This window comes from Isoptericola jiangsuensis, assembly GCF_048320105.1.
Lineage (GTDB): Bacteria > Actinomycetota > Actinomycetes > Actinomycetales > Cellulomonadaceae > Isoptericola > Isoptericola jiangsuensis_A.
Window position 1 is genome coordinate 59,375 of the sequence record NZ_CP182942.1, and the last position, 18,685, is coordinate 78,059.

Below are 18,685 nucleotides of genomic sequence, written 5' to 3' on the forward strand. Positions count from 1 at the left end.
TCAGAGGAACGGGTCGGGGACGTGGCTCCCGGCCCCGGCGCTCTCGGGCGGGTCGTAGGGAGAGCGGCGGCGCGGCGGCGTCCAGGAGGGCCACAGCTTGCGCCCGCCGAGCCCGGTCGGACGCCGGTCGTCCTCGCCACCCGCCTGCGAGGACGACGACGGTCCGGGCCGCAGGTCGGGCGGGTTCGCGCCGCCGTGGGCGCCCTGGTCGACGACGGGGATCTCCGCCGTCGACGCGGCCGGCTCCTGGGGCCCCGGCACCACGGAGGGCGGACTCTTGCGGTCCGGTGGCGGGGCGCCCGGCTTGAAGAACATCGTGTCGCACAGCGTGCGGTACGTGCGGTCCGGGGTGGGCACGTAGTCGATCTGCCGCAGGGCCTGGTCCTGGCCGGCGGACTCCATCGTGAAGCGCCCGTACCCGATGACCTGGCCCAGGGGCGTCCGCGAGTAGCCCATGTCGGTCACCTTCATCAGGGGCATCATCGCGACCTTCTGCACGATCACCCCGTAGGCGAGCACCAGGCGCTTGTCCGTGGCGACGAACCACTCGACGTACCACTGGAGCCATCGGTAGGCGAGACGCCCCGCGGCCACCAGCCACAGCACCCAGAACCAGCCGCTGCCCGAGGAGGCGTGCAGCCAGGCGGCGATCACCGTCACCGCGAACGTGGTGATCAGCGGTTCGAGGAGCCGGGCCCAGTGCAGTCGGGTGGCCACGGCGATGCGCTCACCGTCGAGGATGTACCGGCGCAGGCTCCGTGGTGTGCGGAAGCCCTTGCCGGGGTCCGACATCGTCACGACGTCAGGTTGGCGAAGAACTCCCCGAAGCTCGCGAACGCACCGCTGATGACGTCCCAGATCGCCTGGACGACGTCCGCGGATCGGCCCGGGTTCGAAACGATCGCGTAGATCAGGAAGATCACGACGAGCCAGACGAGCAGGGTCTTGGCCTTGGCCGGCATCGGGTCCTCACGCCTCTCGGTCGACACGGCAGGGTTGCCGTGCTGGTCAGGAGACTACTGACTGCCGGGCCGCGCTGGCCAGACCCCTCTCGGCGTGCCGCATCTCATTCACCGGATCGTTGCAGGACCTCGGAGAGCCGGTTGGCGGCGGCGACGACGGACGCCGAGTGCAGGCGGCCCGGCTGGCGGGTGAGGCGCTCGACCGGTCCGGAGACCGAGACGGCGGCGACGATCCTGCCGGACGGGCCGCGCACGGGTGCGGACACCGAGGCGACCCCGAGCTCACGCTCCGAGACGGACTGCGCCCAGCCGCGGCGTCGGACGCCGGAGAGGATCGTCGCGGTGAAGACGGCCTCGCGCAGGCCGCGGTGGAGCCGGTCCGGCTCCTCCCAGGCGAGCAGGATCTGCGCGGCCGACCCGGCCAGCATGGTCAGGGCGGCCCCCACGGGGATGGAGTCCCGCAGACCGACCGGGCGCTCCGCCGCGGCGACGCACACGCGGTGGTCGCCCTGGCGGCGGTAGAGCTGGGCGCTCTCACCGGTGTGGTCGCGCAGCGCCGTGAGCACCGGGTTCGCGGCCGCGAGCAGGCGGTCCTCGCCGGCGGCCGTGGAGAGCTCGTTGAGCCGGGGGCCGAGGATGAATCGCCCCTGCATGTCGCGGGCGACGAACCGGTGGTGCTCGAGCGCGACCGCGAGGCGGTGGGCCGTCGGCCGGGCCAGCCCGGTCGAGGAGACCAGCTGGGCAAGGGTGGCGGGCCCGGCCTCGAGTGCGCCGAGAACGGACGCGGCCTTGTCCAGTACGCCGACTCCGCTAGTATCGTCCATAGGTCGATACTGACGTCTCGCTTACTGAGATTGCAAGTCCTGGGAACTTGCCACGGGTCAGGTCGCACCACTCAGAAGCAGTCGAGAGCCGCCCACAGGCGGCGGACGAGGAGTTCGTGATGGCCGGGACGCTGGCAGAGAAGGTCTGGGAGGCGCACCTGGTGCGCCAGGGCACCGACGGGGCGCCGGACCTGCTCTACATCGACCTTCACCTGGTCCACGAGGTGACCAGCCCGCAGGCCTTCGAAGGACTGCGCCTCGCGGGCCGTCCGGTGCGCCGCCCGGACCTCACCCTGGCCACCGAGGACCACAACACCCCGACACTCGACATCGACCTGCCGATCGCGGACCTCACCAGCCGGACCCAGATCGACACGCTGCGCAACAACGCGCGCGAGTTCGGCGTCCGCATCCACTCCCTCGGGGACGCCGACCAGGGCATCGTCCACCAGGTGGGACCGCAGCTCGGTCTCACCATGCCCGGCCTGACCGTGGTCTGCGGCGACTCGCACACCTCCACGCACGGCGCCTTCGGCGCCCTCGCGTTCGGCATCGGCACCTCCGAGGTCGAGCACGTCATGGCCACCCAGACGCTGCCGCTCGCCCCCTTCAAGACCATGGCGATCACCGTCGACGGCGAGCTCCCCGTCGGCGCCACGTCCAAGGACATCATCCTGGCGATCATCGCCAAGATCGGCACCGGCGGCGGGCAGGGCTACGTGCTCGAGTACCGCGGCGAGGCCATCCGTCGCCTCTCGATGGAAGCCCGCATGACCATCTGCAACATGTCCATCGAGGCCGGCGCCCGCGCCGGCATGATCGCCCCCGACGACACCACCTTCGACTACCTCAAGGGCCGCCCGCACGCGCCCGAGGGCGAGGACTGGGACGCCGCCGTCGAGTACTGGCGCACCCTGCGCAGCGACGACGACGCCCAGTTCGACGCCGAGGTCGTCCTGCGCGCCGAGGACCTCGAGCCCTTCGTCACCTGGGGCACCAACCCCGGCCAGGGCCTGCCGCTGTCCGCCAACGTGCCCGTCCCCGCCGAGATCGCCGACGAGAACGAGCGCGTCGCCGCCGAGCGCGCCCTGGAGTACATGGGCCTCGAGGCCGGCCGGCCGCTGCGCGACGTCAAGGTCGACACCGTGTTCATCGGCTCCTGCACCAACGGGCGCATCGAGGACCTGCGGTCCGTCGCCAAGGTCGTCCAGGGCAGGGTCAAGGCCGACGACGTCCGTGTGCTCGTCGTGCCGGCGTCCGCCCGCGTGCGCCTCCAGGCCGAGGCCGAGGGCCTCGACGTCATCTTCAAGGAGTTCGGCGCCGAGTGGCGCAACGCCGGCTGCTCCATGTGCCTCGGCATGAACCCCGACCAGCTCACCCCGGGGAGCGGGCCGCCTCCACCTCGAACCGCAACTTCGAGGGTCGCCAGGGCAAGGGTGGACGCACCCACCTCGTGTCCCCGCTGGTGGCCGCCGCGACCGCCATCCGCGGCACCCTGTCCTCCGTCTCCGACCTCGACCTGGACCAGGAGGTCGACCTGACGACCTTCGACGGCACGCCCCTCGCGCCGCTGTCCACGCCGTCGTTCGTCTGAGCCCCCCAGCGCCTGCAAGGAGTCCTGTCATGGAGAAGATCACCACCCACACCGGCGTCGGGGTCCCGCTGCGCCGCAGCAACGTCGACACCGACCAGATCATCCCCGCCGTCTACCTCAAGCGCGTCACCCGCACCGGGTTCGAGGACGCCTTGTTCGCCGCCTGGCGCGGCGACCCCACGTTCGTGCTCAACCAGGACGCGTACCGGGCCGGCTCCGTGCTCGTCGCCGGCCCCGACTTCGGCACCGGCTCGTCGCGCGAGCACGCCGTCTGGGCGCTCAAGGACTACGGCTTCCGCGTCGTGCTCGCCTCCCGGTTCGCCGACATCTTCCGCGGCAACTCGGGCAAGCAGGGCCTGGTCGCCGGGATCGTCGCCCAGGAGGACATCGAGCTCCTCTGGAAGATCCTCGAGACCAAGCCCGGCACCGAGATCACCGTCGACCTCGAGCACCGCACCGTCCAGGCCGACGACGTCACCGTGCCGTTCCAGATCGACGACTACACCCGCTGGCGCCTCATGGAGGGCCTCGACGACATCGGCCTGACCCTCCAGCACGAGGAGGACATCGCCGCGTTCGAGGCGAAGCGTGCCCCGTGGCGGCCCAAGACCCTGCCCGCCAAGCACCTGCCGAAGGTCGAGATCGAGCCGGCACGTCCGGTCTCCTGACCTCGGTTCGTCCCGCGCTCGGTCCCGGGGCTCACGACGGACGACGACGTCGCCTCAGAGGGCGGGCGGGCCCTGGCGGGCCTTGCCGAGCAGCTCCTCCGGGGTGGCCGTCGTCGGGTCCCAGTGGGACTCCATCCACCAGGTGGCGCCCGCGTCCGCGGCGTCGGCGGCCTGCTGCCGGGCGGTGGCCGGGTCGTCGTCGAGGCGGCCCTGATGGACCACCTCGAAGGGCTCGGAGGCCACGTCGCGGTGCTCACCGATCCACTGCGTGAGCGCGCGAAGGTCGGCCGGGCCCGGTTCGGCGCCCTCGGGGGAGTCGCCGCGGACCTGCGGGACGATGCCGTCCCAGCGCAGCGCGCGCCGCAGGCTGCGCAGCGGGGGACTGGCGGCGTCCCAGACGCCGACCGGCCACACCGGGACGCGTCCGTGCACCGGCGGCGTCGGGAGCTGGAACGTCCCCGTCGTCGTCCAGTGCCCGTCATGGTCGAACGGCTCACCCCGCCAGGACCGCTCCAGCCAGTCCAGGACGTCGTCGAGCGCGCGGGCGCGGTCGCGCAGGGCCGTGGGCTGGCCGGCGACGGACGTGAAGGCACGGTCGATCGGGACGCCGACGCCCACCGGGAGCACGAGGCGCCCGCCGGACAGGTGGTCGACCGTGAGGACCTGCTGCGCGAGCTCCCACGGCCGGCGGCGGGGCAGGGCGAACACCATCGCGCCCAGGGTGATCCGCTCCGTCACCGTCGCCACCGCCGCGAGCAGGGCGAACGGGTCCCACGTCGGGGTGGCGCCGAACCCCTCGTCGTCCAGGCTGACGCCGTCCCACGTGAAGAACCCGTCCCACCCGTGCTCCTCGCACTCGCGCGCGAGCCGCACCTGCTGCTCCGGCGAGCCGAAGCTGCCGACGAACCCGAACCTCATGGTCACTCCTCCTCCTGCGCCGCCGTCGGACCGAACTGCCGCTCCTGACGCTACGCCCGCCGTCCGACACCCGAACCCGGCATAGGGTGGCCCGCGTGAGCGACACCCCCACCGTGGAGATCTGGACCGACGGCGCCTGCAAGGGCAACCCCGGGATCGGCGGCTGGGGTGCGCTGCTGCGCTCCGGCGGCCACACCAAGGAGCTGTTCGGCGGTGAGAAGGTCACCACCAACAACCGCATGGAGCTGACCGCCGTCGTCGAGGCGCTCCGCGCACTCAAAGGCCCCAGCGCCGTCACCGTGCATACCGACTCGTCCTACGTCATGAACGGCATGAAGACGTGGATCGCCGGATGGAAGCGCAACGGGTGGCAGACGTCCGCGAAGAAGCCCGTCAAGAACGTCGACCTGTGGCAGGCCCTCGACGCCGAGGTGGCACGGCACGAGGTGCGCTGGATCTGGGTCAAGGGGCACGCCGGCGACCCCGGCAACGAACGCGCCGACCAGCTCGCCAACGACGGCGTCGACTCCGTGCGCTGAACCACGCCGACGCACCGCAGCGGCGGTGCGATGGACGTCACAGCACACGAAGCGCCGGGCGGCAATAGGCTGGGGGCCATGGCTTCCCACTACGACGTCGTCCTCCTCGGAGCTGGACCCGGCGGCTACGTCGCCGCCATCCGTGCGGCCCAGCTCGGCAAGTCCGTCGCCATCATCGAGGAGAAGTACTGGGGTGGTGTCTGCCTCAACGTGGGCTGCATCCCCTCCAAGGCCCTCCTGCGCAATGCTGAGCTCGCGCACATCTTCCACACGCAGGCCGACTTCTTCGGCATGTCGGGAGACGTGACGTTCGACTTCGGCAAGGCGTTCGACCGGTCCCGCGACGTCGCGGACGGCCGGACCAAGGGCGTCCACTTCCTCATGAAGAAGAACAAGATCACCGAGTACGACGGCCGCGGCACGTTCCGCGACGCGAACACGATCGAGGTGACGCTCAACAAGGGCGGCACCGAGACGGTGACCTTCGACAACGCGATCATCGCGACCGGCTCCAAGGTCCGCCTGCTGCCCGGCGTCGAGCTCAGCGAGAACGTCGTGACCTACGAGAAGCAGATCATGACCCGCGAGCTGCCGAAGTCGATCGCCATCGTCGGCGCCGGCGCCATCGGCATGGAGTTCGGCTACGTCCTGAAGAACTACGGCGTGGACGTCACCATCATCGAGTTCCTCGACCGAGCCCTGCCCAACGAGGACGCCGACGTCTCCAAGGAGATCGCCAAGCAGTACAAGAAGCTCGGCATCAAGCTCCTCACCTCCACCGCCGTCCAGACCGTCAAGGACAACGGCTCGTCCGTCACCGTCGAGTACAAGGGCGTCAAGGACGACAAGCCGGGCTCGCTCGAGGTCGACAAGGTGCTCTCCGCCGTCGGGTTCGCGCCCAACGTCGAGAACTTCGGCCTGGAGAACACCGGCGTCCAGCTCACCGAGCGCGGCGCCATCGCCATCGACGACCACATGCGCACCAACGTGCCGCACATCTTCGCCATCGGTGACGTCACCGCCAAGCTCATGCTCGCCCACGTCGCCGAGGCTCAGGGCGTCGTCGCCGCCGAGACCATCGGCGGCGCCGAGACCATGACGCTCGGCGACTACCGCATGATGCCGCGCGCCACGTTCTGCTCCCCGCAGGTCGCCTCCTTCGGGCTCACCGAGGCCCAGGCCAAGGACGAGGGCTACGACGTGAAGGTCTCCACCTTCCCGTTCATGGCGAACGGCAAGGCCCACGGCCTCGGCGACCCCACCGGCTTCGTCAAGATCGTCGCCGACGCCAAGTACAACGAGCTGCTCGGCACCCACATGATCGGCCCCGACGTCTCCGAGATGCTGCCCGAGCTCACCCTCGCGCAGAAGTGGGACCTCACCGCCGACGAGGTCGCCCGCAACGTCCACACCCACCCCACGCTGTCCGAGGCCGTCCAGGAGTCCATCCACGGCATCGCGGGGCACATGATCAACCTCTGATCGCTGGGACAAACCGGACACGTCTGCGTGTCCTGGTCGGAGGCCCTGACCTGCACTATCGATGCAGGTCAGGGCCTCTTTCTATGCCCGGGATCGAGTGGACACTCGTTGACCGCGGTGGACGGGAGTGTTCATTTTGAGGGGCACGCAGGGGGCACGAACCCGAGTATCGTGAGGTTCGTGCCCCACCGCCGGAACGCGTCGGGAGAGGTTCAGGGGAGGGGACGACGATGGCGGAGACGACGACGGCGAAGAGTCGCCGCGAGGCGTGGGGTCGACTGCGCAAGCTCCCCTCGAAGCGGTGGCAGGCGCGGTACCCCGCGCCGGACGGCAAGCTCTATTCGGCGCGCACCGAGGACGATCGCCCCCTGACGTTCCTTACCAAGGGCGACGCGCGTGCCTGGCTCAACCGGGTGCATGACTCCATCGCCCGCGGCGAGTGGGAGCCGCCCGCCGAGGCTGCCGCCCGGCGCGAGCGCGAGGAGGCCGAGGCTGCCGCGCGGGACATCACTTTCGCCGAGTATGCCGACCGGTGGCTGGAACGCATCGCGACCGAGCCGGGCAAGGGCAGCAAGATGCGCAAGCCCGCGACCGTGATGATGTACCGCGGCCGGGTCAACAACTACCTGCGCGAGCGCCTCGGGGACACGTTGGTCCGCGAGATCGACACCGACGTCGTCCGCGCCCTGACACGGGACCTCGTCGCGATCCCGTCGCGTCTGCGCCCGGACGCGCCCCACAACGGCGTTGCCGGCGACGCGATCGACGTGCTGAAGATGATCCTGCGGGCCGCCGTCGCCGACGGTGTGCTCGAGCGCATGCCCGACGTCGCCACGCCGCAGCGCAAGTCCGTGCGGCACGACCAGGACCACGCGCCCGAGGACGACGTCGCCACGCCAGGACAGGTCGAGGCCCTGTACGCCGCGATCCCGCAGCCGTGGCGGATCGCCGTACTGCTTGCCGCGTGGTGCCAGCTGCGCCGGGGCGAGGTGCTCGGGCTCCAGCGCCGGGACATCGTGTGGAACATCGACCGCACCGCGGCGACGCTCTACGTGCGCCGCCAGAAGAACGGGTCCACGGGTGGGCTCACCGACCCGAAGTCGGAGACGGGCGTGCGCTCGATGGCGGTGCCGCCGCTCATGATCGATCGGCTGCGGGAGCACCTCGACGAGCGGGTCGGCGCGGGTGCGAAGTCGCCCATCGTTCCGACGAGCGTGAAGGGCAAGGAGCACATGTCGGCGTCGCGCTGGAACTCGGTGTGGGCCGACCGCCGCGCGGCCGTCGCGGGCTTGCCCGAGGGTTACCGGTTCCACGATTTGCGGCACACGGGGCTCACGCGGTTCGCGCAGGAGGGCGCGACGCTCGCCGAGCTGATGCGCCGCGGCGGGCATGCCGACATCAAGGTGGTGCTGCGCTACCAGAAGGCGACGATGGCCCGCGATATCGAGCTCGCCGCCCGCATGAGCGCGAGCGTCGACGCAGAGCTCGCCTGTGCGACGGCGACGCCGGCACGGTAGGGACGTGCCGGTTGGGCAAGGTTCCGGGCAAGACTCTCGCGCGGCGGGCAAGACATGGCCCGTCAAAAGTGCATCACTAGTGATAGGTTTTTGACATGCCAGGTCCAGGTGGAACTCTCGCGCGAGATGCCCTGCGCGCCCTCGCGGAGGGGCAGAACGGCCTCGTCACCCGCCAGCAGGCCATGCATGATCTGGACCTCACGGCGGGAGCGGTCGACAATCTCGTCGCCCGCGGCGGGCTGCTCCCGGTGGCCCGTGGGGTCTACCGCGTCCCGTACCTGCCGGGATTCGAGTACGAGCGGTTCCAAGTCGCGTTGCTCCGCACCGGCGACCCGGACGCCGCGTTGAGCCACGAGACGGCCCTCGCGCTCTACGAGATCAGCGATGTGAACCCGGGGCGGTACCACGTCACCGTTCCCAAGGCGCGGCGCATCAGGCGGTCCGACAACGACGCTTTCGTCGTCCACGTCGACGAGCTGAAGCCAGATCAGCTCGGTTGGTGGAACCTCATGCGTATCGTCACCGCGACGACAGCGATCGAACAGTGCATCGCCGACGGCACGCCGACCTACCTGCTGCGCCAAGCCATCGAACGCGGCGAGCGGACCGGCGTGGTCCGTCGCGACGACGTCGCCCGTCTGACCCAACTTCTGGAGGATCGCTGATGACCGAGTCTCGTCCGGCCGAGAAGACGCTCGCCGACCTCAAGCCCAAGGCGAAGCCGCCGGCCAGCGCATCGATCCTGGCGCAGTGGGTCACCCACGCGGAGAAGGCGCTCGACGTGCCCGCAGCCGGTGGACGTATGGGGTGGCTCGTGGCCTCCACCGTCGTGATCGCCGCGCTCCAACGCGCGAGCGACGGAGGCGGCACGCCCCGCTTCCTGCTCAAGGGCGGCACGTACCTTCAGCATCGGCTCGGCAAGACAGCGCGCGCGACCAGCGACCTCGACGGTCTCGTGCGCGGTGACATCGACGACTTCATCGTCGCGCTCGACGATGCCTTTGCCGAGCAATGGGGCCCGCTGACCCTCACCCGGTCGGAGGTCGAGGTCATCCAGACGCCGACCCGCGTCGTCCAGCCCCGCCGCTTCCAGGTCTTCGTCAGCCTCAAGGGTCAGGTCTGGCGCAAGGTGCAGGTCGAGCTTGCCCCCGACGAGGGTGGCGCGGGTGCCACGCCGGAGACGATTCCGGCGCCTCGCCTCGAACCCTTCGGCCTGCCGACGCCGGATACCCTCGTCACCATCGCGATGCGGTTCCAAGTCGCACAGAAGCTGCACGCGGCCTCGGACCCGCACGATCCGCCGACGTGGGTCAACGACCGCCCTCGCGACGTCGTCGACCTCGTGCTGCTGCGGTCACTGATCGAGGCGGAGGGGCAACCGACCCTGACCGACATCCGCACGGCAGCGGTCGCTGTCTTCGAAGCGCGCGCTCAGGATGCCCGGGAGCTCGGCCGTCCTGAGCGCTCATGGCCGCCGCTGATGAGCGCTCACGACCACTGGGTGCGCGACTACGCGGCGGCGGCCCAAGATGCCGGGCTGTCGATGTCGCTGGACGAGGCGGTCGCGACGGTCAACGAGTGGATCGTCCAGATCGACAGTACGAAGTAGGTGAAGCGGCCCACGCCGGTATCGGCGTGGGCCTTCGTGTCTCCGCGGCGATGTCCCTGGTGACCAGCGACCACCGCTGGCCACCGTCACCGAGGAGATTCTGATGGACGCACAGCAGGAAGCACGCGGCCGTACCGGTCAGCGGGGCATGTCGACGCCCGGTCCGCGAGCCGCGTCGAGCTACGGCACCGCCCGGCGGCAGCCCGGGCGTCCCACCTCCAAGGAGGCGCCGCCCGACGGCCACTTCGTCTCGCTCGTCGTCGCCGCCGAGCTCGTCGGGGTGTCGGTCAAGACGCTCCGGCGCCGCATCACCGCGCACGTACTGCCGGCGTACCGGCTTGGCGGCGGCCGGGCCATCCGAGTGAACCTCGACGAGGTCCGCGACGCACTCCTCATCCCCTACGACGAAGCGTGAGACCGTGCGAAGCACCAAGTCGTCAACCACGCCTCACATCGATCTCCAGCCCGCTCACCGTCCAGCTCGGCCAGGCCGGAATTGAGGACCAAATGCCACTGCCGCCAGGGTGATGTCCTGTCACGGTCGACGCCAAGACCGCCGTCACCAAAGTCTGTGACGCGCCTCTTGCACCCGTGTAGATCGGCGCCCTGACCGTCTGACATATTCGCGTGACGGACGGTCTCCAGAAGGGCGCGCTACGCGGCGCACGGAGACGACGACGAGTCCGGCCTTGCATGTGCGGCCGCCACCGTGCTCGCCGACCTCGACCCGCCGCGGTGCGTGAACATCACGAATTGGGTTTGGGAGCACAATGCTGGCCGCAGGTGACTCGCACGCGGGCGGTTCGTCTTCGTCGACGAGGTCATCCTGGCTGCTGCCCGAACCCTCGACACATCGCCCAGGCGGCTGCGGTCCTCTGGTATCGCGTTGACCGTTTCGTGGACAGTGCTGCCTATGACGGCCCGCACATCGACGAACACCACTACGTCGCGCGCCTCGTCCCCGCGGCACTTGTCGACATGGCGCCTGAGATGCGTGCTGCCCTCGACGACGGCGTGACGGCGATCGAACCGAGGGCTGTCGAGGTGGCCGACCGAGCCATCCGCGAGGGTGCGCCGTGGCTCGCGTCACTGCCGCCGAGGCCCGACAGCGGATGGCAACTGGACCGCTGGGAGGCCGCGGTGATCGCAGCGGCGGCCTACCGCGACCGCTACGGCATCACGGGCATGGGGCTCGACGCCGATATGGCGACGAGCCGGGAGCAGCGACGCGACGTTTGAGCGGATTCATCAACTGGTCGCGGCGATCCACGAGCCGCCGCGACCGGTCGGTCCAGACCCGTCGGATTTCTGGATCTCCCATCTCGGCATCGGCCCGTCCGCGGTCGTCGGCGTTGGCTTGTAGGCGGAGGACGTCGGGGAGGCCCCCGCCGTCCGGGTGAAACATCCGGCTCCCGCCGATCAGACCCGGTCAAACCAGGTCACAGCGTCCCGAGCGCGGGTAGGGTTGTGCCGACCTTGTGATCCGGTACCGAGCAGGTGGAGGCGGCTCATGGCTGACCCGTGGCTGTCCGCCGAAGACATTGCCGCGTACCTCGGTGTCACCAAGGACACGGTCTACGCGTGGATCGCGGACAAGGGCATGCCGGCTCACAAGGTGGGCCGCCTCTGGAAGTTCCAGACGAGTGAGATCGACGGGTGGGTGCGCGGTGCTGGGGTGGAACAGCAGTCGGCCGAGGCATCCCGGGGCGGTGAGTCCTGATGCGCATGATCGACAACGTCAACAACGGGCTAGGCGACGACCTCAAGGAGCAGATCAAGCCGGGATCGCACGTGCGGATCGCGGCGGCGACGTTCTCGATCTTCGCATTTGAAGCCCTCAAAGCCGAACTCGAAAACATCGAGGAGCTCGAGTTCATCTTTACGGCCCCGTCGTTCGTGGCGGCAAAGGCGACGGACAAGGTCGCCAAGGAGCGGCGGCAGTTCTTCATCCCGCACGGCCGCAACGGCGAGTCGACGCTGTACGGCTCGGAGTTCGAGATCCGCCTGCGCAACAAACTCACGCAGCGTGCGATCGCGCGTGAGTGCGCCGAGTGGGTGCGCCGCAAGGTGACGTTCCGGTCCAACAACACCGGCGCGCCGATGCAGCAGTTTGCGGTGGTCGACGGCGACGCCGCGTACATGCCGTTGCAGGGCTTCACGGCGGCCGACCTCGGTTACGAGCGCGGCGACGCCGTCTCGAACATCGTCACAAAGTTCGACGATCCGCTCGAAGCCCCGATGACCGCGCAACTCGCCCAAACCTTCGACGCGATTTGGAACAGCCCTGACCAGGTGGAGGATGTGACCCAAGCGGTCCACGACCACATTGCGAGCGTCTACGCCGAGAATTCGCCGGCCCGGATCTACTTCCTGATCCTCTACAACGTGTTCGCCGAGTTTCTCGACGACATCACCGAGGACGTCCTTCCGAACGACCGCACGGGCTATCAGGAGACGAAGGTCTGGCAGAGCCTCTACAACTTCCAGCGTGATGCCGCGACGGGCATCCTCAACAAGCTGGAGACGTACAACGGCTGCATCCTGGCCGACAGCGTTGGTCTCGGCAAGACGTTCACTGCGCTCGCCGTGATCAAGTACTACGAACTGCGGAACAAGTCCGTCCTGGTACTGGCCCCGAAGAAGCTCGCCGACAACTGGACAAACTACAACAAGAACCTCACGACGAACATCTTTGCTGAGGACCGGTTCAACTACGATGTCCTCGCCCATACCGACCTATCCCGCACGCGGGGAGAATCGCTCGGTATCCCGCTCGACCGTGTGAACTGGGGCAACTACGATCTCGTCGTCATCGACGAGTCGCACAACTTCCGTAACGCGGAGTTTAGCATCGAAAAGGAGACGCGTTACCAGCGCCTACTGCGGCAGGTGGTCCGCGAGGGCGTCAAAACGAAGGTCCTCATGCTCTCGGCGACGCCGGTGAACAACCACTTCGGCGACCTCAAGAACCAGCTCGCACTCGCCTATGAGGGTGAGTCGGAGAACCTATCGAGCAAGCTGAGTGTTACTTCGACGATCGAGACCGTGTTCCGCGACGCCCAGCGCGTCTTTAACGAGTGGTCGAAGCTCCCTGTCGAGGAACGCACGACCGACGCGATTTTGTCCCGGCTGGACTTCGACTTCTTCGAGGTGCTCGACGCCGTGACCATCGCTCGTTCGCGCAAGCATATTCAGGCTTTCTACGATACGAGCGCGATCGGCGCGTTCCCCGACCGCCTTCCGCCGGAATCGATCCGCCGCGCCCTGACCGACCTCCCGGACGTGCCGACCTTCAACGAGGTCTACGCAGCACTGTCCTCGCTGACGCTCGCTGTGTATGCCCCGCTCGGCTACGTGCATCCCAGCATGCTCGGCAAGTACGAGGAACGGTACGCCGTTGAGGGCATCAACCGCGCGGGTGGTTCGATGGGCAACCTCGCCGCGAAGAGTCGCGAGTTCGGCATCCAAAAGCTCATGACGGTCAACCTTCTCAAGCGCCTAGAGTCCAGCGTCGAGGCCTTCCGGCTCACCCTGACCAAGGTTGGCGGCCTGGTCAATGGAGCGATTGCCGCGATCGACAAGCACCGGTCGAGCTTCGGTGACTTCGGCGCAGGCTTCGGCGACGTTGAGGCCGACGAGGATGATATCGATATTCCGACGAGTACGGTCGGAACCAAGGTGCAGATTGACCTCGACGACGTGGACACGATTTCCTGGCGGCGCGACCTCGCCCACGACGCCGAGGTCATTGCGGACCTGCTCCGTGGCATCGAGCCGGTTACACCGGCCCACGACCTCAAGCTTCAAGCGCTGCTGGATCGTGTGCGCGACAAGGTGACCACGCCGATCAATGAGGGCAACCGGAAGGTGCTGATCTTCTCGGCGTTCGCGGACACTGCGAACTACCTGTACCGGGAGCTCGCCCCGGTATTCGCGGAGGCCGGACTCGACACCGCGCTGGTGACGGGCGGCCAGAGCGCACCGAAGACGACTGTCGGCAAGGCCCTGGACTTCCAGCACGTCCTGACCCTGTTCAGCCCCCGTTCGAAGCAGAAGGCTCTCATCTACCCGCAGGACCCACGCGCCATCGACGTCCTCATTGGCACGGACGTGATCTCCGAGGGCCAGAACCTTCAGGACTGCGACTTCCTCATCAACTACGACATCCACTGGAACCCGGTGCGGATCATCCAGCGGTTCGGGCGCATCGACCGCATTGGGTCGCGCAACGCGAAGATCCAGATGGTCAATTTCTGGCCGGACATCTCCCTGGACGAGTACATTAACCTCAAGGAGCGCGTCGAGAACCGCATGGTGATCGCCGACCTGTCGGCGACGGCGGACGACAACGTCCTCACCCAGGAGTCGAGTGACACCGCCTTCCGCAGGGAGCAGCTCCGGAAGCTTCAGGACGAGGTGATCGAGCTGGAGGATGTCCGCACGGGCGTGTCCATCACTGACCTTGGGCTCAACGAGTTCCGGATGGACCTGCTCGGCTACGTCAAGGAGTACGGCGACCTCGCCGCCGCACCAAAGGGCCTCCACGCGGTCGTTCCGGCCAAGCCGGAGATCGGCCTCAAGCCCGGCGTCCTGTTCGCGCTGCGGAACGTCAACGCGGACGAGCACATCAACCGCGGCAACCGCCTCCACCCGCACTACCTCGTGTACCTCAACGACGACGGCGAGGTGATCGCCAACCACACCGAGGTCAAGCATCTCCTCGACCTCATCCGCAGCGGCTGCCGGCCGTACGACGCCCCGGTGGCCGAGGTGACGCGCCTGTTCAATGCGGAGACCGATCAGGGCACGCGGATGGAGAAGTACTCGGGCCTGCTCACTGACGCGATCCTGTCGATGATCGACGTGACCGAAGAGCAGGACATCGACTCGCTGTTCACGGGCGGCTCGACGACGGCTCTGAGCCAAGAGATCGCCGGCCTCGACGACTTCGAACTCATCGCCTTCCTCGCCATCGTCGACCCCGGTACCGCACAAGCCCGGGGCGCGAAGCGCCTGGCCAACGGCGGCGGCCACGCCTGATGACGCACGGCACGCTCTATCAGTGGCCGGCCGCCGCGAAGTTCGGTCGCCCGGTGCCGAAGGGAAAATTCTACGAGCACGCGACGATTCCCGCTGCACTCAAGGAGCGGTTTGTCGGCGAGGTTCAGCGCATCACATGGGCGTATAAGCTCGCCGACTCGACGATTCACCTCGCCGGGTCTGATGCCGTGCCCGAGGTCCAGGTCTTTGTCATCGACGCCAAGGGCGCCGATGTGTCCGACGACGTCCTCGCTGCGATCGACAAGGCCGTCCCGTACCCGCTGGTCTTTGAGATCACCCGCATGGGTGGAGTGGTGGGTGACGACGGTGGTGTCACGGATCCCGAGGTCCGCGAGGTCCGCATGGTCGCCGCGAACAAGACGATCGGCAGCGCACAGAACCGGGTGAGCGCGTACTTCAGCACCGCGTGGCTCCCTGCTGAGACGGCCCGCGCTCCCCTACCGGCGGCCCTCGACCTCGCTGGCTTGCACGGCGCGCTCTTGACGCCACTGATGCCCGTGGCGGTGCGTCGGGGCGAGGCCGTGGCAGATGCGGCTGCCAGACTCAAGGCCGTCGAGAAGGTCGAACGGGAGATCAAAGCCTTGGAGCGCAAACTCCGTTCTGAACGTCAACTCAACCGGAAGATCGAACTCCGCAGACAGCTCAAGGGGCGCGAGGCCGCGCTCGCCGAGTTGACCGCTCCCGTTGCAAGCACTGCACCTGCTATGGAAACCAAGGAATGATCGTGGACAAGCTCAAAATGCACTCGCCAGACCTTAAGGCTCGCAACATCGAGCGGATCGCCGAGCTGTTCCCGCAGATCATCACTGAGTCGAGGGATGCGGAGGGCAACGTGACCCGCGCCGTTGACTTCGACCTGCTTCGTCAGGAACTCTCAGGCCACGTCGTTGAGGGGCCGCAGGAGCGGTACCAGCTCGACTGGCCAGGTAAGCGTGCGGCGGCGTTCGCTGCCAATGCGCCCATCGCCAAGACCCTGCGGCCGGTTCGCGAGGAGTCGGTCGACTTCCACACCACGAAGAACCTCTTCATTGAGGGCGACAACCTGGAAGCGCTCAAGCTGCTCCAGGAGTCGTACCTCGGCAAGGTGAAGCTGATCTACATCGACCCGCCCTACAACACCGGGAACGACTTCGTCTACGAAGACGACTTCGCCGAGTCGAGCGCCGACTACCTGGCCCGCTCGGGGCAGAAGACTCAGACGGGCGACCGCCTCATCGCGAACACGGAATCGAATGGTCGGTTCCATTCCGACTGGCTCAGTATGATGTACCCGCGGCTGAAGCTTGCGAAGAACCTGCTTGCCGACGACGGCGTACTCGTCGTCTCGATCGACGAGAACGAGCACGCGAGTCTCGTGCGCCTCGGCGAGGAAGTGCTGGGCGATGCCTCCTATGTGGGCGAGATCGTGCTCAAGAACAGCAGTAAGAACGACCAGTCTTACATCTCCATGCAGCATGAATACATTGTCTTCTTCGTAAAGAATCGGCAAGCGAACCCGGGTAAGTGGGTCGAGAAGAAGGAAGGCCTCGACAAGATCTACGCCGCCTTCGCCGGGTTCAGGAAGAAGCACGGCGATGACTGGACTGCTATCAACGCGGAGGCGAAGGCTTGGTTCAAGCAGTTCCCTGCGAGCGACCCTGTGGCCGCGAGTAAACACTACACGTGGATGGACGAACGCGGAGTCTACTTCCCCGACAATATCTCGGGACCGAACGACGGTCAATACGTCTACGACATCCCGCATCCGGTTACAGGGCAGAACGTGAAGCGCCCTTCCCGCGGCTGGGTCTCGCCGAAAGAATCCCTCGAAGCGAGGATCGCTGAGGGGCGCATTCACTTCGGCCCAGACCACACCACGGTTCCGAACCTCAAGACCTACCTTGCCAACACTGAATACCAGAGCCTCACGAGTATCCGGTATGTCGACGGGCGCGCGGCCTCGAAACGACTCGCGACCTTGTTCGGTGAGAAGGTGTTCACGAACCCGAAGGACGAGCTCCTTCTTCGCGACATCTACCGTGCCGTTGGCGTGACCGGCGACGACATCGTGCTCGACATGTTCGCGGGCTCAGGTTCGGCTATGCAGGCGGTGGTCGAATTGAACCGCGGCGCGGAGACGTCCTCCTGCCGCTATATCGGCATCCAGGTCGCCGAGGACTTGACCGAGGTGCTCAAGACGGCGAAGGGAGCGGCGAAGAAGATCACGACGAACGCGATCAAGCAACTCACGTGCCTGGGTCGTCCTGCCACCGTCGCGGAGATCACGAAGCAACGGATGAGGCTCGTACACGAGCAGCTTGCGAGCGACCTGCTGGTCGACAGTGGGTTCCGTGTGTTGAAGGTCGACACTTCGAACCTGGCCGACACGTACGCCGCGCCTGATGGCCTCGTCCAGGACACGCTGACCGACGCGATTGAAAGCGTGAAGCCGGATCGTTCCGCGCACGACCTGCTGTTTCAAGTCTTGCTCGACTGGGCTCTCGACCTCAGCGAGCCAGTCGTCACGGAGCAAGTCGACGGCCGCGAGGTCCTTTCGGTTGCCGATGGTGCGCTTATCGCGTGTTTCGGCGACGAAATCAGCGATGCTGTCGTCCGCGCGATTGCGAACCGTCATCCGCTCCGTGCCGTGTTCCAGGATGCCGGCTTTGCGACCGACTCCGCGCGCATCAACGCCGAGCAGATCTTCCGCGAGTTGTCACCCGAGACCGAGGTAAGGACCTTCTGATCCGATGAAGCTCCAGTTCAAGGTTCAGCCGTACCAGACTGAGGCGGTCGACGCCGTCGTAGATGTCTTCGCTGGTCAGCCCAGAGCCGATGGCATCACCTACCGAATCGACCCCGGTCGGGGCCGTTCTCAGCAGGCGGGACAGGGGTCCCTCGACGTCGCACACGCCGGTCTCCGCAACGCCGACGTCGCCTTGTCGCCCAAGCAGTTGCTGGACAACCTTCATGAGGTCCAGCGGGAACGCGGGCTCACCTTGTCCAAGGAGTTCGTGAAGTCGCCTGCCGCGCCGATCAACCTCGACGTCGAGATGGAGACCGGAACAGGCAAGACGTACGTTTACATCAAGACAATCATGGAACTCCACAAGCGGTACGGATGGTCTAAGTTCATCGTCGTCGTCCCCTCCATCGCCATCCGCGAGGGTGTCGCCAAGACGTTCGACATCACCACCGAGCACTTTCAGCAGCATTACGGCACCAAGCCGCGCACCTTCGTCTACGACTCGTCGCGGCTCCATGAGATCGAAGCCTTCTCGTCCAACGCTGGCGTCCAGGTGATGATTATCAACACCCAGGCGTTCAACGCCGCCGCCGACGCCGAAGCTAAGGCCGTCGAAGGCAAACGAGCCTCCGACGCGGCCCGGCGCATCTTCCGCGACCTCGATGACTTCGGCTCCCGCAAGCCCATCGACGTCATCGCCGCCAATCGGCCGATCCTCATTATCGACGAGCCCCAGAAGATTGAGGGTGACGGGAAGAAGGCGTCCAAGTCGCTCCAGGCGCTCGC

16 protein-coding genes and 2 pseudogenes are annotated in these 18,685 nt (G+C 67.3%); 14 read left to right on the top strand and 4 right to left on the bottom strand.

The window, feature by feature from the left end; genetic code table 11:
- The 3 genes from ACNHYB_RS00270 to ACNHYB_RS00280 form a co-directional block, all read right to left on the bottom strand.
- Complete coding sequence (locus ACNHYB_RS00270) at positions 1-792, bottom strand: PH domain-containing protein (protein ID WP_418277954.1); 792 nt, start codon at positions 790-792, stop codon at positions 1-3.
- Positions 793-794: 2 nt separating this feature from the next.
- On the bottom strand, positions 795-989 hold the full coding sequence (locus ACNHYB_RS00275; RefSeq protein ID WP_418276393.1) for a hypothetical protein: 195 nt from the start codon (positions 987-989) through the stop codon (positions 795-797).
- A gap of 77 nt (positions 990-1,066) precedes the next feature.
- A complete protein-coding gene (locus tag ACNHYB_RS00280) occupies positions 1,067-1,786 on the bottom strand; it encodes an IclR family transcriptional regulator (protein ID WP_418276394.1) in 720 nt (239 codons plus the stop codon).
- A gap of 119 nt (positions 1,787-1,905) precedes the next feature.
- Here ACNHYB_RS00280 and leuC point away from each other — a divergent pair.
- Positions 1,906-3,380: pseudogene (gene leuC, locus ACNHYB_RS00285) on the top strand (3-isopropylmalate dehydratase large subunit).
- Between the two features lie 29 nt (positions 3,381-3,409).
- Positions 3,410-4,048 (top strand): 3-isopropylmalate dehydratase small subunit, encoded by a 639-nt coding sequence (leuD, locus tag ACNHYB_RS00290; RefSeq protein ID WP_418276395.1) that lies wholly within the window; start codon positions 3,410-3,412, stop codon positions 4,046-4,048.
- Between the two features lie 54 nt (positions 4,049-4,102).
- On the opposite strand, the gene ACNHYB_RS00295 is transcribed toward leuD, so the two are convergent.
- A complete protein-coding gene (locus ACNHYB_RS00295) occupies positions 4,103-4,966 on the bottom strand; it encodes an LLM class flavin-dependent oxidoreductase (protein ID WP_418276396.1) in 864 nt (287 codons plus the stop codon).
- Positions 4,967-5,061: 95 nt separating this feature from the next.
- Here ACNHYB_RS00295 and rnhA point away from each other — a divergent pair, with 95 nt between their 5' ends.
- The 12 genes and pseudogenes from rnhA to ACNHYB_RS00355 form a co-directional block, all read left to right on the top strand.
- The gene (gene rnhA / locus ACNHYB_RS00300; RefSeq protein WP_418276397.1) at positions 5,062-5,505 is read left to right on the top strand and encodes a ribonuclease HI; all 444 of its coding nucleotides are present in this window, start codon (positions 5,062-5,064) and stop codon (positions 5,503-5,505) included.
- A gap of 78 nt (positions 5,506-5,583) precedes the next feature.
- Complete coding sequence (gene lpdA, locus ACNHYB_RS00305) at positions 5,584-6,987, top strand: dihydrolipoyl dehydrogenase (protein ID WP_418276398.1); 1,404 nt, start codon at positions 5,584-5,586, stop codon at positions 6,985-6,987.
- A 230-nt stretch (positions 6,988-7,217) separates the two neighbouring features.
- On the top strand, positions 7,218-8,504 hold the full coding sequence (locus tag ACNHYB_RS00310) for a tyrosine-type recombinase/integrase (protein ID WP_418276399.1): 1,287 nt from the start codon (positions 7,218-7,220) through the stop codon (positions 8,502-8,504).
- Positions 8,505-8,599: 95 nt separating this feature from the next.
- Positions 8,600-9,169: a type IV toxin-antitoxin system AbiEi family antitoxin domain-containing protein gene (locus ACNHYB_RS00315; protein ID WP_418276400.1), complete on the top strand. Its 570-nt coding sequence runs from the start codon at positions 8,600-8,602 to the stop codon at positions 9,167-9,169.
- Positions 9,169-10,113 (top strand): nucleotidyl transferase AbiEii/AbiGii toxin family protein, encoded by a 945-nt coding sequence (locus ACNHYB_RS00320; RefSeq protein ID WP_418276401.1) that lies wholly within the window; start codon positions 9,169-9,171, stop codon positions 10,111-10,113. Before ACNHYB_RS00315 ends, ACNHYB_RS00320 begins: the two co-directional genes overlap by 1 nt.
- Before the next feature lie 103 nt (positions 10,114-10,216).
- Positions 10,217-10,528, top strand: coding sequence for an excisionase family DNA-binding protein (locus ACNHYB_RS00325; RefSeq protein WP_418276402.1), 312 nt, complete (start codon positions 10,217-10,219; stop codon positions 10,526-10,528).
- Between the two features lie 482 nt (positions 10,529-11,010).
- Positions 11,011-11,352 carry a hypothetical protein gene (locus tag ACNHYB_RS00330; protein WP_418276403.1) on the top strand — a complete coding sequence of 114 codons (342 nt, stop codon included), beginning with the start codon at positions 11,011-11,013 and terminating at the stop codon, positions 11,350-11,352.
- A gap of 271 nt (positions 11,353-11,623) precedes the next feature.
- Positions 11,624-11,833, top strand: coding sequence for a helix-turn-helix domain-containing protein (locus ACNHYB_RS00335; RefSeq protein WP_418276404.1), 210 nt, complete (start codon positions 11,624-11,626; stop codon positions 11,831-11,833).
- A complete protein-coding gene (locus tag ACNHYB_RS00340; protein WP_418276405.1) occupies positions 11,833-15,153 on the top strand; it encodes a helicase-related protein in 3,321 nt (1,106 codons plus the stop codon). Before ACNHYB_RS00335 ends, ACNHYB_RS00340 begins: the two co-directional genes overlap by 1 nt.
- Positions 15,153-15,896, top strand: a complete 744-nt coding sequence (locus ACNHYB_RS00345; protein ID WP_418276406.1) for a DUF4391 domain-containing protein — start codon at positions 15,153-15,155, stop codon at positions 15,894-15,896. The genes ACNHYB_RS00340 and ACNHYB_RS00345 overlap by 1 nt, the downstream gene beginning before the upstream one ends.
- A 2-nt stretch (positions 15,897-15,898) precedes the next feature.
- The gene (locus tag ACNHYB_RS00350; protein WP_418276407.1) at positions 15,899-17,899 is read left to right on the top strand and encodes a site-specific DNA-methyltransferase; all 2,001 of its coding nucleotides are present in this window, start codon (positions 15,899-15,901) and stop codon (positions 17,897-17,899) included.
- A gap of 307 nt (positions 17,900-18,206) precedes the next feature.
- Positions 18,207-18,668 (top strand): annotated as a pseudogene (locus ACNHYB_RS00355) (DEAD/DEAH box helicase family protein); the annotation flags it as partial.
- Positions 18,669-18,685: the final 17 nt, after the last annotated feature.

Excerpts from the sequence above, each read along its gene's own strand:
- ACNHYB_RS00270 (WP_418277954.1), bottom strand. The coding sequence starts at position 792 with ATGTCGGACCCCGGCAAGGGCTTCCGCACACCACGGAGCCTGCGCCGG.
- ACNHYB_RS00280 (WP_418276394.1), bottom strand. The coding sequence starts at position 1,786 with ATGGACGATACTAGCGGAGTCGGCGTACTGGACAAGGCCGCGTCCGTT.
- leuD (WP_418276395.1), top strand. The coding sequence starts at position 3,410 with ATGGAGAAGATCACCACCCACACCGGCGTCGGGGTCCCGCTGCGCCGC.
- ACNHYB_RS00295 (WP_418276396.1), bottom strand. The coding sequence starts at position 4,966 with ATGAGGTTCGGGTTCGTCGGCAGCTTCGGCTCGCCGGAGCAGCAGGTG.
- lpdA (WP_418276398.1), top strand. The coding sequence starts at position 5,584 with ATGGCTTCCCACTACGACGTCGTCCTCCTCGGAGCTGGACCCGGCGGC.
- ACNHYB_RS00310 (WP_418276399.1), top strand. The coding sequence starts at position 7,218 with ATGGCGGAGACGACGACGGCGAAGAGTCGCCGCGAGGCGTGGGGTCGA.
- ACNHYB_RS00315 (WP_418276400.1), top strand. The coding sequence starts at position 8,600 with ATGCCAGGTCCAGGTGGAACTCTCGCGCGAGATGCCCTGCGCGCCCTC.
- ACNHYB_RS00320 (WP_418276401.1), top strand. The coding sequence starts at position 9,169 with ATGACCGAGTCTCGTCCGGCCGAGAAGACGCTCGCCGACCTCAAGCCC.
- ACNHYB_RS00325 (WP_418276402.1), top strand. The coding sequence starts at position 10,217 with ATGGACGCACAGCAGGAAGCACGCGGCCGTACCGGTCAGCGGGGCATG.
- ACNHYB_RS00335 (WP_418276404.1), top strand. The coding sequence starts at position 11,624 with ATGGCTGACCCGTGGCTGTCCGCCGAAGACATTGCCGCGTACCTCGGT.
- ACNHYB_RS00340 (WP_418276405.1), top strand. The coding sequence starts at position 11,833 with ATGCGCATGATCGACAACGTCAACAACGGGCTAGGCGACGACCTCAAG.
- ACNHYB_RS00345 (WP_418276406.1), top strand. The coding sequence starts at position 15,153 with ATGACGCACGGCACGCTCTATCAGTGGCCGGCCGCCGCGAAGTTCGGT.